Below are 14,515 nucleotides of genomic sequence, written 5' to 3'. Positions count from 1 at the left end.
GATGAACATAGAACAATTTCAATCTATGCTAGAAGAGAAGGGTATTTCCCTCTCTTCTAGACAGTTAGAGCAGTTCGAAATCTACTTTGAAACGTTAGTAGAGTGGAATGAAAAAATGAACTTAACGGCTATTACGGAGAAAGAAGAAGTATACTTAAAACACTTTTTTGATTCTGTTACAGCGGCTTTTTATTATGACTTTTCGAAACCATTTTCTATTTGTGATGTTGGAGCAGGGGCAGGATTCCCAAGTATCCCTTTAAAAATCTGCTTCCCGCACTTAAAAGTAACAATTGTAGATTCATTGCAAAAACGTATTAATTTCTTAAATCACTTAGCACAAGAGCTAGAATTAAGTGATGTTGCATTTTGCCATGATCGCGCTGAAACATTTGGGAAAAAAGAAGATGTACGTGAGTCATACGATATTGTAATGGCACGTGCAGTTGCGCGTCTTTCTGTACTGAGTGAGCTATGTTTACCACTTGTAAAAGTAGGAGGAACATTCATTGCAATGAAAGGTGCAGCAGCGAACGAAGAAATTGAAAATGGCAAGTATGCTTTAGAGGTACTTGGCGGAGAATTAAAAGAAATGTCTACGTTCCAATTGCCGTTTGAAGAAAGTGAGCGTAATATTTTATTAATCGAGAAAAAGCGCAAGACACCAAAGAAATATCCACGCAAACCGGGAACACCCAATAAATTACCTATTGAAAAATAAATCTTATTAGACGTAAGATTAAATTATATAAATGAAAACGTAAATGTTTCATAGGAAACATTTTATGTAGAACAGTCAATAGGCCTAAAAGGTGGTGGAATATGTATGAAAAATACGTTTTCTCGTTTATTTGGCTTTGGAGATAAAGAGAGCGAATTCGAATTACAAGACGAAAGCCATGAAGAAATAGATAAAAAGGTAGTTGAAGAAATACAAGAAATACCGATAGTAAATATTACCCCTAACCGTTATCAACCGCGAACAGTTTTTGATGATGCACGCATTGATGAGCTAGCGTTAACGATCCGTACACATGGGCTTATCCAGCCGATTGTTGTGAGACAGTATGAGGATGATAAGTACGAGATTATTGCCGGGGAAAGGCGTTTCCGCGCAGCAACAAAGTTAGGGTGGGAAAAAGTTCCTGCAATAATAAAGAATTTAAATGATACTGAGACAGCTTCTGTAGCGTTAATTGAAAATTTGCAGCGTGAGGAATTGACAGCAATTGAGGAAGCTGTGGCATATCAAAAGCTGATTGAGTTACATAATTTAACACAAGAAGCATTGGCACAACGACTTGGAAAAGGACAATCGACAGTCGCAAATAAATTGCGATTATTAAAGTTGCCTGAAGAAATCAAAAGTAAATTATTAGAAAAAAGTATTACAGAACGGCATGCTCGCGCCCTTATTCCTTTGAAAAATGAGGAATTACAACTGAAGGTTTTGCAAGAGATTGTGGAGAAGCAATTGAATGTAAAGCAAACAGAAGAACGAATTGCAAAGTTACTAGAAGAAGTAAAACCAAAGCGCAAAGCGAAGCAAAAAGCAGTAAGTCGAGATGCGAGAATTGCTATGAACACAATTAGACAATCATTACAAATGGTTGCTAACAGTGGTTTGAATGTTAATTCTGCGGAAGAAGAGTTTGATGAATACTATCAAATTACGATTAAAATTCCGAAGAAAAAATAATTACGTGCTAGAGACCTTATCCTATTGGAGAGGTCTTTTTTACTATATTTTCTTGTTAAAGCAAGAAGGAGTTTAGAAATAAATTTTGAAGTTTAATAAGGACGTAAAAGAAAAACTTTTATTTCATGTTACAATAAACGTAATTGTTTCTAGAATAAGAAAGGTTGAAAGTAGGTGACATCATGGGAAAAATCATTGCTATTGCTAATCAAAAAGGCGGTGTTGGAAAAACAACAACATCCGTTAATTTAGGGGCTGGATTGGCACAAGTAGGAAAAAAAGTCCTTCTCGTAGATATTGATGCTCAAGGAAATGCAACGACTGGTGTAGGAATTGAAAAGTCTGAATTAGATCAATGTATTTATAATGTTCTTGTAGAAGATGCAGATGTTCAAGGTGTTATACGGAAAACCGCAACTGAAAACTTAGATGTTCTACCCGCTACAATTCAATTGGCTGGTGCTGAAATTGAATTGGTACCAACCATTTCCCGGGAAGTACGCTTGCAAAGAGCATTACAGCCAATTCGTGATGAATATGAGTATATTATTATTGACTGTCCCCCATCCTTAGGATTATTAACGATTAATGCATTAACAGCAGCAGATTCTGTTATTATTCCTGTACAGTGTGAATATTACGCGCTGGAAGGGTTAAGTCAGCTATTAAATACAGTTCGACTTGTGCAAAAGCATTTAAATAAAAATTTAGCAATTCAAGGTGTATTGTTAACGATGTTGGATGCTCGTACAAATTTAGGAATTCAAGTTATAGATGAAGTGAAAAAATACTTTAGGGATAAAGTATATCGTTCGATTATTCCTCGTAATGTTCGCTTAAGTGAGGCACCAAGTCATGGAAAACCAATTATGCAGTATGACGCTAAATCAAGAGGAGCAGAAGTATATTTAGATTTAGCAGAGGAAGTGATTGCAGGTGGCTAAGGGATTAGGAAGAGGAATCAATGTGTTTTTTCCAGATTTAGACGTGAAAGAAGAAGAAACGATTCAGGAGATTATAGTAACTGAATTAAGGCCGAATCCATATCAACCACGTAAATATTTCAATAAAGAAGCGATTCAGGAATTAGCGGCTTCTATTAAAGAGCACGGTATATTGCAACCGTTAATTGCTCGAAAGAGTATTAAAGGATATGAAATAGTTGCAGGTGAAAGAAGATATCGTGCTGCTAAAGAGGCCGGACTTGAGAAAGTGCCTGCTGTCGTAAGGCAATTAAATGAGCAGCAAATGATGGAATTTGCTTTGCTTGAAAACTTACAACGAGAAGATTTAAATCCTATGGAAGAGGCAATGGCATATCAGATGTTAATGAACGAGCTAAATGTAACACAAGAACAATTAGCAAAACGTCTTGGTAAAAGCAGACCTTATATCGCAAATTATACTCGATTGTTAAGCCTCCCTTCATTCGTTCAAGATATGATTGCAACCGGTCAGCTTTCAATGGCTCATGGAAGAACTTTACTTACAATAAAAGATGAAGAACAGTTGAAATCTTTATTGAAGCGAATTGAAAAAGAAGGACTGAATGTTCGCCAATTGGAACAAATTGTCCAGGAAATTAATCAACGTGTTTCACGTGAAACACAACAAGTGAAAAAAGAAAGAAATATATTTTTTGTAGAGCGTGAAACGTTTTTAAGAGAAAAGTTTGGTACGGATGTAAAGATCAAAGAAACGAAAAAAGAAAAAGGTAAAATCGAAATCGAATTTTTTAATAAAGAAGATTTAAATCGAATTTTAGAATTATTATCAAAGGGAAATTAAAAAGCAAACCATCTTATTGTTTATAGATGGTTTGCTTTTTTTAATGCAGATAATTTTTGGTCTGTTTCTTTTATACTTTGTGCAATTACATCAGCCATCTTCATGACTAAACTCAGTCTTGTATTTTGAAGTACGAAAAACTCCATGAAACCATTTAAATTTACGATGCCATGAATATGCAAATCACCAATTTCAGGTAATTTCTTATTCATCGCAGCTCCAGGTTTACTGGGGCCCCTTCCGGTAGTTATAGAACCGATACTTTGAGATTTTCCTAAACATGCATCAACAGCAATAATAAATGAAGTAGGGTTTTCTTTCTGTATATTCTGAATTTTCTCTTCTAAATTTAGTGCATGTATGGGTTCGTCTAGTGTGCCGAATACTTGAAGGTTTTTGATTTCAATTTGTTCTAGTTTAGTGCCAACTAATGGACCAAGTGCATCACCGGTAGAACGGTCTGTTCCGATACAAACGAGAATGAGTGGCATATTAGTCTTAATAGGAATATGAGAAAGTAAGAAATTACTGATCGTCTCAGAGGCTTCTAAGTCATGATGCATAACATTTTGAGTTTCTTTTTCAAAAAAAGGTAAGCGAAAACTTCTAATATTCATGAAGCACCCATCCTTTTAATAAATTTTCACAATAGGTTATATGGTGTGTGAAATGGAAAATTATAAGTGCATACTTTTTGCAAACTGTGAATGAAAACGGAAATAATAGTACTAGTATATATATATTCGTTTCATTTTATACCTGAATGGAAGTTAACAAATGGAATTAAAGTCATAAATTTTTTTCAGAAATCAGAGAGAGTTCTGATACAATAATAAGGATAACTAAAAAGAAATTTTAGCTGGAGAGGTAGAGGGACATGGATTTAGCGTTGAAATGGTTTGAGTCCGTTGATTGGACGAATATAGGTGTGAAATCACTAAAAATAGTCATTATTTTAATACTTGGTGCAATCGTTGTGCGAGTTGCAAGGGCAATTGTACGAAATGCGTTTCGTATGGGAAGTCGTTCGCCGATTCAAATTTCAGAACGTCGTACAGTTACGGTAGCGAAGTTACTTGAAAATATTGTGGCATACGTTGTTATGTTCATTATGTTAATTGCGATTTTAGGTGTGTTTGATATTAATGCGTCAGGTCTATTAGCCGGTGCTGGGGTAATTGGTTTAGCAGTCGGTTTTGGTGCACAAAGTTTAGTTAAAGATGTTATTACAGGATTATTTATTTTGTTAGAGGATCAATTTTCAGTAGGTGATTATGTAAGAATAGGTCAATTTGAAGGAACCGTTTTGGAAATAGGACTACGTACAACGAAGATGAAAAGCTGGACAGGTGAAATTCATATAATACCAAATGGTAGTATTGTACAAGTAACGAACTTTTCCGTTAGTAATAGTGTAGCATTTGTTGATGTATCTATTTCTTATGAAAGTGATATAGTACGAGCGGAGCAAGTTATTGAAGATTTATTAGTGGAATTACCAGAAAAATATGAGAAAATGGTAACAACACCTCAATTGCTAGGTGTTCAAACATTGGCAGCGTCTGAAGTTGTATTACGTGTTATTGCTGAAGTTGAGCCGATGCAGCATGCAGTTATTGCGAGAGCTCTTCGCAAAGAGATTAAAAATCGTCTTGATTTACATGGGATTGAAATTCCATACCCACGTATGGTTTTATATAGTCGCGAAGAATTAGTTAGTGAAAAAGCAATTTAATAGTGGGAGGGATTTGGAGAATGGAGCAAAAGCAATATAACTTGTACGATGTTGTGGAAATGAAAAAAGCCCATCCATGTGGTGAAAATCGCTGGAAGATTATTCGTATGGGAATGGATATCCGCGTTAAGTGCGAGGGATGTGACCATTCGGTAATGATTCCTCGAAGAGAGTTCGACCGTAAGGTAAAAAAAATACTTGTGAAGCATGAAGAATAGTGAAAAAGTAACAGCTGCAGTAGACAGCTGTTGCTTTTTTTCATTTGGTGGAAACTTGTCATTTTTTTCGTTACTATCTATAATGATGAAAGATTGAGACATAGGAGTGAAAAATATGGGATTAACGGCTGGGATTGTTGGATTACCTAACGTAGGGAAGTCCACTTTATTTAATGCAATTACACAAGCAGGAGCAGAATCTGCGAACTATCCATTCTGTACAATCGATCCAAACGTAGGGATTGTAGAGGTACCAGATGAGCGTTTAAATAAATTAACGGAATTAGTAGAACCGAAAAAAACTGTTCCGACTGTATTCGAATTTACTGATATCGCAGGTATCGTAAAAGGTGCGAGTAAAGGTGAAGGGTTAGGAAATAAATTCTTATCTCACATTCGTCAAGTAGATGCAATTTGCCAAGTTGTTCGTTGTTTTGAAGATGAAAACATTACACACGTTTCAGGGAAAGTAGATCCAATTGATGATATTGAAACAATCAACTTAGAACTAATCTTAGCGGATTTAGAATCAGTTGATAAACGTATCGAGCGTGTTGCGAAATTAGCAAGACAAAAAGATAAAGAAGCTGTATATGAGCATGAAATTTTAGTTCGTTTAAAAGAAGCTTTTGAAGAGGGAAAACCAGCTCGTACTGTTGAATTTACAGAAGAGCAAATGAAGATTGTTAAAGGCCTTCATTTACTTACAACGAAAGAAATGCTATATGTAGCAAACGTAAGTGAAGATGATATTATGGATTCTTCTGAAAATAAATATGTACAAATGGTAAAAGAATTTGCTGCAAATGAAAATTCTCAAGTTATCGTTGTATGTGCAAAAATCGAATCAGAAATCGCTGAGTTAGACGAAGAAGAGAAAAAAGTATTCCTGGAAGAATTAGGTATTGAAGAATCTGGTTTAGATCAGTTAATTCGTGCTGCATATGATTTATTAGGACTTGCTACTTACTTCACAGCTGGTGTGCAAGAAGTGCGTGCATGGACGTTTAAACAAGGTATGAAAGCACCACAATGTGCTGGCGTAATTCATACAGACTTTGAGCGTGGATTTATTCGCGCAGAAACAGTTTCTTATGATGATTTAATGACAAACGGTTCTATGACAGCTGCAAAAGAAGCTGGAAAAGTACGTTTAGAAGGAAAAGAGTATATCGTAAAAGACGGAGATGTTATGCACTTCCGCTTTAACGTTTAATTTAATATTTCCTAGGAAAATAAAGATATGAACTTGGCAAATATATTATGTGTTTGCCAAGTTTTTTACGTATTGGTGAGTTGATTCATATAACTTACTATGATATAATCTAAACTCGTGAGTAATTACTATAAATTAATTGCTCCTTGCCCATTATGGGCCGTTTAGACCAAAAGGAGGTGAAAGTGTAATGAGAAAGTACGAAATTATGTACATCATTCGTCCTGGCGTTGAAGAAGAAGCTCAAAAAGCTTTAGTTGAACGTTTTGCAGGTGTTTTAACAAACAATGGTGCAGAAATCATTAACACGAAAGAGTGGGGTAAGCGTCGTTTAGCTTACGAAATCAACGACTTACGTGAAGGTTTCTACATGATCTTAAACGTGAACTCTAACTCAGAGGCGATTAACGAATTCGACCGTTTAGCTAAGATCAACGAAGATATCCTTCGTCATATCGTTGTTAAAGAAGAAGAAAAATAATTGATATATAAGGGAGAGTGGTTCGATTGATGAATCGTGTTATCCTCGTTGGTCGTTTAACTAAGGACCCTGACTTACGTTACACGCCCAATGGTGTTGCAGTAGCTACTTTTACGTTAGCTGTGAATCGCGCATTTGCGAATCAACAAGGTGAGCGTGAAGCTGACTTTATTAATTGTGTAATATGGCGTAAACAAGCAGAAAACGTGGCAAATTATTTGAAAAAAGGTAGCTTAGCAGGCGTAGACGGACGTCTTCAAACTCGTAATTACGATGGACAAGATGGTAAACGTGTATATGTAACAGAAGTTCTTGCGGAGAGCGTACAATTTTTAGAGCCGCGTAATGGCGGTGGGGAGCAACGTGGTTCATTCAATCAGCAACCATCAGGAGCTGGTTTCGGTAACCAAAGCTCTAACCCATTTGGTCAATCTAGTAATCCAGGTAACTCAGGTAACACTGGTAACTCTGGATTTACGAAGAATGACGATCCATTTTCGAATGTTGGTCAACCGATTGACATTTCGGACGACGATTTACCATTTTAATGGCATGAATCGGCTATTTTTAACAAAGAATGGAGGGAATAGACATGGCAGGACGCAAAGGTGGACGTGCGAAACGTCGTAAGGTGTGTTTCTTCACATCTAACGGCATCACTCGCATTGACTATAAAGATGTTGATTTATTAAAACGTTTCGTTTCTGAGCGTGGTAAAATTTTACCTCGTCGTGTAACAGGGACAAGCGCAAAATACCAACGCAAACTTACAGTTGCAATTAAACGTGCTCGTCAAATGGCACTTTTACCATATGTTGGTGAATAATAGCGTATGAAATGCACAGTAGAGTCCGACTCTACTGTGCATTTTGCTATGCTTTTCTTTTTGAAAGAGAGGTTAGATGATGAAAAGTACGAAATTTATTACTGAGGGTGCAGCATTATTGGCGATATATGCAATTTTATTGCTGATATCTATGTATGTTCCGATTTTAGGTACAGTTGCAATATTTGCGTTGCCGTTACCATTTATATTATTAACAGTAAGACATAAACTATCTAATGTATTCATGATTTTTGTAGCGGCGCTTTTTGTTACAGTTATCGTGAGTCAACCAATTAGTCTCATAAAGACAGTGATGTTTGGATTAATAGGTGTTGTATTAGGATATATGTATAAAAAAGGGAAAAAACCAGTGGAGATATTGATAGCTGGAACACTTGCATATTTAATTGGTATGATGCTCATTTATGTGGGGAGTATAAAGTTTTTTAACATAGATTTAATGAAGCAAATGCAAAATATGTTTAGTGAAAGTATGGCGCAAAGTGAAAAGATAGCAAATGCTGCTGGTATGCCAGTTAGTAAGGAACAAAAAGAGTTATTTGCACAAATGAATGATATATTACAAACGTTATTTCCAAGTATACTTGTGCTAGTTTCTGTATGTTTTTCTTGGATCACAGTGCTAATATCAGTTAGTGTTTTGAGAAAATTAAAGTACGACGTGACACCTTGGCCTAAATTTAAAGATATACAATTGCCAAAGAGTATTGTCTGGTATTACGTCATATTTATTTTGCTATCAACTTTCATAAAAGTTGAACCAACATCATATTTACATATGGTATTTTCTAATCTATATGTAATCTTTGCGTTGCTACTTGTATTGCAAGGATTAACGTTTATCACCTTTTTAGCACACAAAAAAGGTTTTACGAAAGGCATTCCTATTATTAGTTTTATCGTATGTATGTTTATTCCAATGCTGTTTCCTCTTGTGACAATCTTAGGTATAATTGATTTAGGGATTTCATTGCGTTCTAAAATGCAATGAAAAACAAAGGGATAAAACAGCATTTTTATGCTGTTTTAAGGTGTTTAATCTGTTTAACTAACTAGAAATTGAGTTGGTTTTACGTTATAGGAGTTGTATACATGCCTGAATTTTATAAGAAACAGTGGTTTTTATATCCTGTTTACGTATTGGCATTTTTTGTGTTGGTGCTAATCTCGATTCTTTGTTATTTTCACTTAATTATGGGGATAGCCGCCTTTTTTATTTTTAGCATCGTTTTCTTTTTAGTTATACGATTTGAACTTAACTTTCAAAGGAATTTTGAAAAGTATACGACAGATATGATTACTAGGGTAAAAAAAGTGAGTAACGAAGCATTCAACCAGATGCCAATCGGTATATTGTTATACAATAAGGAGTATGGGATTGATTGGGCAAATCCTTACTTGTCTTCATGTTTGGGGCAACACGCATTAGCTGGGTGGCATCTGTACGATGTATCAGAAACATTACTCCTTTTTATTAAAGGAGAGACTTCTGACGATATAGTATCTTTAAATAGTCGAAAGTTCCGTGTGTTTGTAAGGAAAGAAGAAAAACTAATTTATTTTTTTGATGTAACTGAGCAAACAGAGATTGAAAAAATGTATGAGGATCAGCGCACCGTTTTAGCTGTTATTTATTTAGATAATTACGATGAAGTTACACAAGGGTTAGATGATCAATTACGCACGAATATAACAAGTCTTGTGACGTCACGTCTAAATGAATGGGCCGTTAAGTATGGTGCATATTTGAAACGTGCATCTTCAGAAAGATTCTTCGTTGTACTAAATGAAAGTATTTTAGCGCAAATGGAGAAAGGGAAATTTAGTATTTTGGATCAAGTGCGTGAAGAAACATCAAAAAGGAATATACCACTTACGTTAAGTGTTGGTGTTGGCTCGGGTGATTTACCTTTATCGGAGCTTGGAGCGATGGCTCAATCTGGTTTAGACCTTGCATTAGGACGAGGAGGAGACCAAGTAGCTATAAAACAAGCGACGGGTAAAGTTAAGTTTTACGGTGGCAAGACGAATCCGGTCGAAAAGCGTACTCGTGTACGTGCTAGAGTTATTTCACATGCATTAAAGGATTTAGTATTAGAAAGCAGTAATGTCATTATAATGGGGCATAGAGCCCCTGATATGGATGCGATTGGTGCAGCGATTGGTATTTTAAAGGTAGCTCAATTAAATGAGCGCAAAGGATATATTGTATTAGATGAAAATGATTCTGATAAAGGAATCAAACGTTTGATGGATAAAGTGAAACAAAATGAAGAGTTATGGTCACATTTTATTTCACCAGGGCAAGCGATGGAATTTGCAAATGATGATTCATTACTTGTTGTTGTTGACACGCATAAACCGTCAATGGTGATGGAGGAAAAACTGTTACATAAGATTGAAAATGTAGTGGTTATTGACCATCATCGCCGCGGGGAAGATTTCATTGAAGATCCATTGCTTGTTTATATGGAGCCATACGCTTCTTCAACGGCAGAGCTTGTTACAGAATTACTTGAGTATCAACCGAAAAATTTAAAGATGACAATGTTAGAAGCAACGGCATTGTTAGCAGGTATTATTGTTGATACGAAAAGTTTTACATTCCGTACAGGCGCTCGCACATTTGATGCCGCTTCTTATTTACGCTCGCATGGCGCAGACACTGTACTTGTACAAGAACTTTTAAAAGAAGATATGGGTCAGTATTTACGAGTTGCAAAAGCCATTAAAAATGCGTACATTTATAAAAATGGAATTGCGATTGCTAAAGTTGATGGTGATGAATATTATGACCAAGTACTTATTGCACAATCAGCAGACACATTATTGACAATGACAGGTATCATTGCATCGTTTGTTATTGCAAAACGTGGAGAAAATTTCATTGGAATTAGTGGTAGATCTTTAGGTGAATTGAATGTACAGCTAATTATGGAGAATTTAGGAGGTGGCGGGCACTTAACAAATGCAGCCACACAAATGAAAAATGTTACAGTAGATGAAGCGGAGGAGAAGCTTCGATTTGTTATTGATGACTATTTACAGGGAGGCACACAATCATGAAAGTAATTTTTCTAAAAGACGTAAAAGGTAAAGGTAAAAAAGGAGAAATAAAAAACGTACCAGACGGTTATGCAAATAATTTCTTATTAAAACAGGGGTTAGCTGCCGAAGCGACAAACAGCAGTATGAAAATTTTAGATGCTCAAAAGCGCAAAGAAGAAAAAGACGCAGCGGCAGAAGTTGAGAATGCAAAAGAACTGAAAGAAACATTAGAGAAATTAACTGTAGAAGTAAAGGCGAAATCTGGAGAAGGTGGCCGCTTATTTGGTTCTATCACGAGTAAACAAATTGTAGATGTAATGCAAAAGTCACACAAGATTAAACTTGATAAACGTAAATTTGAAATGGATGATGCAATCCGTGCATTAGGTTATACAAACATCACTGTGAAATTGCATCCGCAAGTAACAGCAACAGTAAAAGTTCATGTTAGTGAACAATAAAAATAAATTAAGCAAGGAGGATTGCGCATGAGTGATGTAATGGCTGATCGTACCCCTCCGCATAATATAGAAGCTGAGCAGGCAGTCTTAGGTGCCATATTAATTGATCAGGATGCGTTAACGTCAGCATCGGAACTATTGGTACCTGACTCATTTTATCGAACGAAACATCAAAAGATTTTTGAAGTCATGCTTGGGTTGTCTGATAAGGGAGAACCAATTGACCTAGTAATAATGACATCAGCGATGGCTGATCAAGGATTACTAGAAGAAGTTGGTGGGGTTTCTTATCTAGCAGAATTAGCAGAAGTTGTTCCAACAGCTGCAAACGTAGAATATTATGCACGCATCATCGCTGAAAAGGCACTTTTACGTCGCTTAATTCGAACGGCGACTCATATTGTATCGGATGGATACGAGCGAGAAGATGATGTGGATGGTCTTTTAAATGAGGCTGAGAAAAAAATATTAGAAGTATCACATCAAACAAATGCAAAAGCATTCCAAAACATTAAAGATGTTCTTGTAGATGCTTATGATAAAATTGAACTTTTGCATAATCAAAAAGGTGAAGTTACCGGGATACCAACTGGATTTACTGAATTAGATAAGATGACAGCGGGTTTTCAGCGAAATGATTTAATCATCGTAGCAGCGCGTCCGTCGGTGGGGAAAACTGCATTTTCATTAAATATCGCACAAAACGTAGCGACGAAAACTGATGAAAATGTAGCGATTTTTAGTTTGGAGATGGGCTCTGATCAGCTTGTTATGCGTATGCTTTGTGCAGAAGGAAATATTGATGCGCAAAGACTTCGTACCGGTTCATTAACTTCTGATGATTGGGCGAAATTAACAATGGCGATGGGTAGCCTTTCTAATGCTGGTATATATATTGATGATACACCAGGGATTAAAGTAAATGAGATTCGAGCAAAATGTCGTAGATTAAAGCAAGAACAAGGTCTTGGGATGGTTTTGATTGACTATTTACAGCTTATTCAAGGAAGTGGGAAATCAGGAGAAAACCGTCAGCAGGAAGTATCTGAGATTTCTCGTACATTAAAAGGGATTGCACGTGAATTGCAAGTACCTGTTATCGCCTTGTCGCAGTTATCTCGTGGTGTAGAATCTCGTCAAGATAAACGTCCGATGATGTCTGATATTCGTGAATCAGGAAGTATCGAGCAGGACGCTGATATTGTAGCCTTCCTATATCGTGAAGATTACTATGATCGTGAAACAGAAAATAAAAATACAATTGAAATTATCATTGCAAAACAACGTAATGGTCCGGTAGGTTCAGTAGAGCTCGCGTTTGTTAAGGAATTTAATAAATTCGTCAACTTAGAACGCCGCTTTGAAGATGGACGTGCACCGCACGCATAAAGGCAGTATAAAAAAGAAACACATTTCTTATAATAAGATGTGTTTCTTTTTTTTTTTATGAAAGATAGGGCTTTCATAAGGTGAATATGTAATTCTTACGAACGAAAACGTTTTTCGGTAAAAAAATGTTCGCTTTTTGGTTGACTTCTCTTTCTGTTTTGGTACAATTATATTGTTTGAATAGATCGTTTGAAAATCGCGGAGGTGCTTTAATAATGTCTTCAGTAGTAGTTGTAGGAACACAATGGGGCGACGAAGGAAAAGGTAAAATCACTGATTTTCTTTCTGAGCATGCGGAAGTAGTTGCAAGATATCAAGGTGGAAATAACGCGGGACATACAATTGTTTTCGGCGGAGTTAAATATAAATTACACTTAATTCCATCTGGTATTTTCTATAAAGAGAAAATTTGTGTAATCGGAAACGGCTTAGTAGTAGATCCGAAAGCATTACTTGAAGAGTTAAAATACTTACACGATCGTGGTGTAAGTACTGATAATTTACGTGTAAGTAACCGTGCGCACGTTATCTTACCTTATCACTTAAAACAAGATGAGTTAGAAGAAGCGAGTAAAGGTGATAACAAAATCGGTACAACGAAAAAAGGTATCGGTCCTGCATATATGGATAAAGCTGCTCGTATTGGTATCCGTATGGCTGATCTTTTAGACCGTGAAGCATTTAAAGAGAAGCTTGAGCGCAATTTAGTGGAAAAAAATCGTTTATTTGAAAAAATGTACGATACAGAAGGTTTCAGCGTAGAAGAAATCTTTGAAGAGTACTTCGAATACGGACAACAAATCGCACAGTATGTATGCGATACATCTGTCGTATTAAATGATGCACTAGATAACAATCATCGTGTATTATTTGAAGGTGCACAAGGTGTTATGCTTGATATCGACCACGGTACGTATCCATTCGTTACATCTTCTAACCCAATTGCTGGTGGTGTAACAGTTGGAACTGGAGTTGGTCCTGCGAAAGTTACTCGCGTTGTAGGTGTATGTAAAGCATATACAAGCCGTGTAGGTGATGGTCCATTCCCTACGGAACTTAATGATGAAATCGGTCATCAAATTCGTGAAGTTGGTCGTGAATACGGAACAACAACTGGTCGTCCGCGTCGCGTAGGTTGGTTCGATAGCGTTGTTGTAAGACATGCACGTCGTGTTAGTGGTTTAACAGACTTATCATTAAACTCTATCGATGTATTAACAGGTATCCCAACTCTTAAAATTTGTGTTGCTTACAAATACAATGGCGAAGTTATCGATGAAGTTCCAGCTAACTTAAACATTTTAGCGAAATGTGAGCCTGTATATGAAGAGCTTCCAGGTTGGACAGAAGATGTTACTTCTATGAAATCATTGGATGAACTTCCTGAAAATGCAAGAAAATACGTAGAGCGTGTTTCTGAATTAACAGGAATCCAATTATCTATGTTCTCAGTTGGACCAGATCGTAATCAAACAAATATCGTTCGTAATGTATACGAAGCTTAATTGATTTTTTTAAGAAAAAACTCATGTTTTCATGAGTTTTTTCTTATCTTTTATAAAAAAATAAAAAAGGTATTGCAAAAACAAAAGATAATATGTTATGATATGTCTTGTCGTCACGAAAATATGAC

16 protein-coding genes are annotated in these 14,515 nt (G+C 36.1%); 15 read left to right on the top strand and 1 reads right to left on the bottom strand.

Features of this window, described 5'->3' with window-relative positions; translation table 11 throughout:
* Position 1: 1 nt before the first annotated feature.
* The 4 genes from rsmG to spo0J all read left to right on the top strand — a co-directional run bounded on the left by rsmG (position 2) and on the right by spo0J (position 3,487).
* Positions 2-721 carry a 16S rRNA (guanine(527)-N(7))-methyltransferase RsmG gene (rsmG, locus tag FT637_RS20585; RefSeq protein ID WP_193647877.1) on the top strand — a complete coding sequence of 240 codons (720 nt, stop codon included), beginning with the start codon at positions 2-4 and terminating at the stop codon, positions 719-721.
* 105 nt (positions 722-826) lie between these two features.
* Complete coding sequence (noc, locus tag FT637_RS20580; RefSeq protein WP_193647876.1) at positions 827-1,699, top strand: nucleoid occlusion protein; 873 nt, start codon at positions 827-829, stop codon at positions 1,697-1,699.
* A gap of 182 nt (positions 1,700-1,881) precedes the next feature.
* Positions 1,882-2,643 carry a sporulation initiation inhibitor protein Soj gene (soj, locus tag FT637_RS20575; protein ID WP_002113231.1) on the top strand — a complete coding sequence of 254 codons (762 nt, stop codon included), beginning with the start codon at positions 1,882-1,884 and terminating at the stop codon, positions 2,641-2,643.
* Complete coding sequence (gene spo0J / locus FT637_RS20570) at positions 2,636-3,487, top strand: stage 0 sporulation protein Spo0J (protein WP_193647875.1); 852 nt, start codon at positions 2,636-2,638, stop codon at positions 3,485-3,487. Before soj ends, spo0J begins: the two co-directional genes overlap by 8 nt.
* 20 nt (positions 3,488-3,507) lie before the next feature.
* Here spo0J and yyaC read toward each other — a convergent pair whose 3' ends face one another.
* Positions 3,508-4,104 (bottom strand): spore protease YyaC, encoded by a 597-nt coding sequence (gene yyaC / locus FT637_RS20565; protein ID WP_193647874.1) that lies wholly within the window; start codon positions 4,102-4,104, stop codon positions 3,508-3,510.
* Positions 4,105-4,364: 260 nt separating this feature from the next.
* On the opposite strand from yyaC, the gene FT637_RS20560 reads away from it, so the two are divergent.
* The 11 genes from FT637_RS20560 (at position 4,365) to FT637_RS20510 (ending at position 14,387) form a co-directional block, all read left to right on the top strand.
* Positions 4,365-5,222: a mechanosensitive ion channel family protein gene (locus tag FT637_RS20560; RefSeq protein WP_193647873.1), complete on the top strand. Its 858-nt coding sequence runs from the start codon at positions 4,365-4,367 to the stop codon at positions 5,220-5,222.
* A 20-nt stretch (positions 5,223-5,242) separates the two neighbouring features.
* Complete coding sequence (locus FT637_RS20555; RefSeq protein ID WP_000436054.1) at positions 5,243-5,440, top strand: DUF951 domain-containing protein; 198 nt, start codon at positions 5,243-5,245, stop codon at positions 5,438-5,440.
* 115 nt (positions 5,441-5,555) lie between these two features.
* The gene (gene ychF / locus FT637_RS20550; protein WP_193647872.1) at positions 5,556-6,656 is read left to right on the top strand and encodes a redox-regulated ATPase YchF; all 1,101 of its coding nucleotides are present in this window, start codon (positions 5,556-5,558) and stop codon (positions 6,654-6,656) included.
* 190 nt (positions 6,657-6,846) lie between these two features.
* The gene (gene rpsF / locus FT637_RS20545) at positions 6,847-7,137 is read left to right on the top strand and encodes a 30S ribosomal protein S6 (RefSeq protein ID WP_001233782.1); all 291 of its coding nucleotides are present in this window, start codon (positions 6,847-6,849) and stop codon (positions 7,135-7,137) included.
* 26 nt (positions 7,138-7,163) lie between these two features.
* Positions 7,164-7,685 (top strand): single-stranded DNA-binding protein, encoded by a 522-nt coding sequence (gene ssb, locus FT637_RS20540; RefSeq protein WP_002113227.1) that lies wholly within the window; start codon positions 7,164-7,166, stop codon positions 7,683-7,685.
* A 44-nt stretch (positions 7,686-7,729) separates the two neighbouring features.
* Positions 7,730-7,963, top strand: a complete 234-nt coding sequence (gene rpsR, locus FT637_RS20535) for a 30S ribosomal protein S18 (protein ID WP_000918874.1) — start codon at positions 7,730-7,732, stop codon at positions 7,961-7,963.
* Positions 7,964-8,042: 79 nt separating this feature from the next.
* Positions 8,043-8,975, top strand: a complete 933-nt coding sequence (locus tag FT637_RS20530) for a YybS family protein (protein WP_193647871.1) — start codon at positions 8,043-8,045, stop codon at positions 8,973-8,975.
* A 101-nt stretch (positions 8,976-9,076) separates the two neighbouring features.
* Positions 9,077-11,050 (top strand): DHH family phosphoesterase, encoded by a 1,974-nt coding sequence (locus FT637_RS20525; protein ID WP_002068737.1) that lies wholly within the window; start codon positions 9,077-9,079, stop codon positions 11,048-11,050.
* Positions 11,047-11,493 (top strand): 50S ribosomal protein L9, encoded by a 447-nt coding sequence (gene rplI / locus FT637_RS20520; RefSeq protein WP_193647870.1) that lies wholly within the window; start codon positions 11,047-11,049, stop codon positions 11,491-11,493. The genes FT637_RS20525 and rplI overlap by 4 nt, the downstream gene beginning before the upstream one ends.
* A 27-nt stretch (positions 11,494-11,520) precedes the next feature.
* Complete coding sequence (gene dnaB / locus FT637_RS20515; protein ID WP_193647869.1) at positions 11,521-12,882, top strand: replicative DNA helicase; 1,362 nt, start codon at positions 11,521-11,523, stop codon at positions 12,880-12,882.
* Positions 12,883-13,097: 215 nt separating this feature from the next.
* Positions 13,098-14,387, top strand: coding sequence for an adenylosuccinate synthase (locus FT637_RS20510; RefSeq protein WP_193647868.1), 1,290 nt, complete (start codon positions 13,098-13,100; stop codon positions 14,385-14,387).
* Positions 14,388-14,515: the final 128 nt, after the last annotated feature.

This window comes from Bacillus cereus (genome assembly GCF_015071065.1).
Taxonomy (GTDB): Bacteria; Bacillota; Bacilli; order Bacillales; family Bacillaceae_G; genus Bacillus_A; species Bacillus_A cereus_BA.
The sequence above is the reverse complement of the archived record's forward strand: the minus strand, read 5'-3'. Positions and strand labels throughout refer to the sequence as shown.

What these genes read in the sequence shown, in the direction of transcription:
- rsmG (WP_193647877.1), top strand. Translation starts at nt 2, where the DNA reads ATGAACATAGAACAATTTCAATCTATGCTAGAAGAGAAGGGTATTTCC.
- noc (WP_193647876.1), top strand. Translation starts at nt 827, where the DNA reads ATGAAAAATACGTTTTCTCGTTTATTTGGCTTTGGAGATAAAGAGAGC.
- soj (WP_002113231.1), top strand. Translation starts at nt 1,882, where the DNA reads ATGGGAAAAATCATTGCTATTGCTAATCAAAAAGGCGGTGTTGGAAAA.
- yyaC (WP_193647874.1), bottom strand. Translation starts at nt 4,104, where the DNA reads ATGAATATTAGAAGTTTTCGCTTACCTTTTTTTGAAAAAGAAACTCAA.
- FT637_RS20560 (WP_193647873.1), top strand. Translation starts at nt 4,365, where the DNA reads ATGGATTTAGCGTTGAAATGGTTTGAGTCCGTTGATTGGACGAATATA.
- FT637_RS20555 (WP_000436054.1), top strand. Translation starts at nt 5,243, where the DNA reads ATGGAGCAAAAGCAATATAACTTGTACGATGTTGTGGAAATGAAAAAA.
- ychF (WP_193647872.1), top strand. Translation starts at nt 5,556, where the DNA reads ATGGGATTAACGGCTGGGATTGTTGGATTACCTAACGTAGGGAAGTCC.
- rpsF (WP_001233782.1), top strand. Translation starts at nt 6,847, where the DNA reads ATGAGAAAGTACGAAATTATGTACATCATTCGTCCTGGCGTTGAAGAA.
- rpsR (WP_000918874.1), top strand. Translation starts at nt 7,730, where the DNA reads ATGGCAGGACGCAAAGGTGGACGTGCGAAACGTCGTAAGGTGTGTTTC.
- FT637_RS20530 (WP_193647871.1), top strand. Translation starts at nt 8,043, where the DNA reads ATGAAAAGTACGAAATTTATTACTGAGGGTGCAGCATTATTGGCGATA.
- FT637_RS20525 (WP_002068737.1), top strand. Translation starts at nt 9,077, where the DNA reads ATGCCTGAATTTTATAAGAAACAGTGGTTTTTATATCCTGTTTACGTA.
- rplI (WP_193647870.1), top strand. Translation starts at nt 11,047, where the DNA reads ATGAAAGTAATTTTTCTAAAAGACGTAAAAGGTAAAGGTAAAAAAGGA.
- dnaB (WP_193647869.1), top strand. Translation starts at nt 11,521, where the DNA reads ATGAGTGATGTAATGGCTGATCGTACCCCTCCGCATAATATAGAAGCT.
- FT637_RS20510 (WP_193647868.1), top strand. Translation starts at nt 13,098, where the DNA reads ATGTCTTCAGTAGTAGTTGTAGGAACACAATGGGGCGACGAAGGAAAA.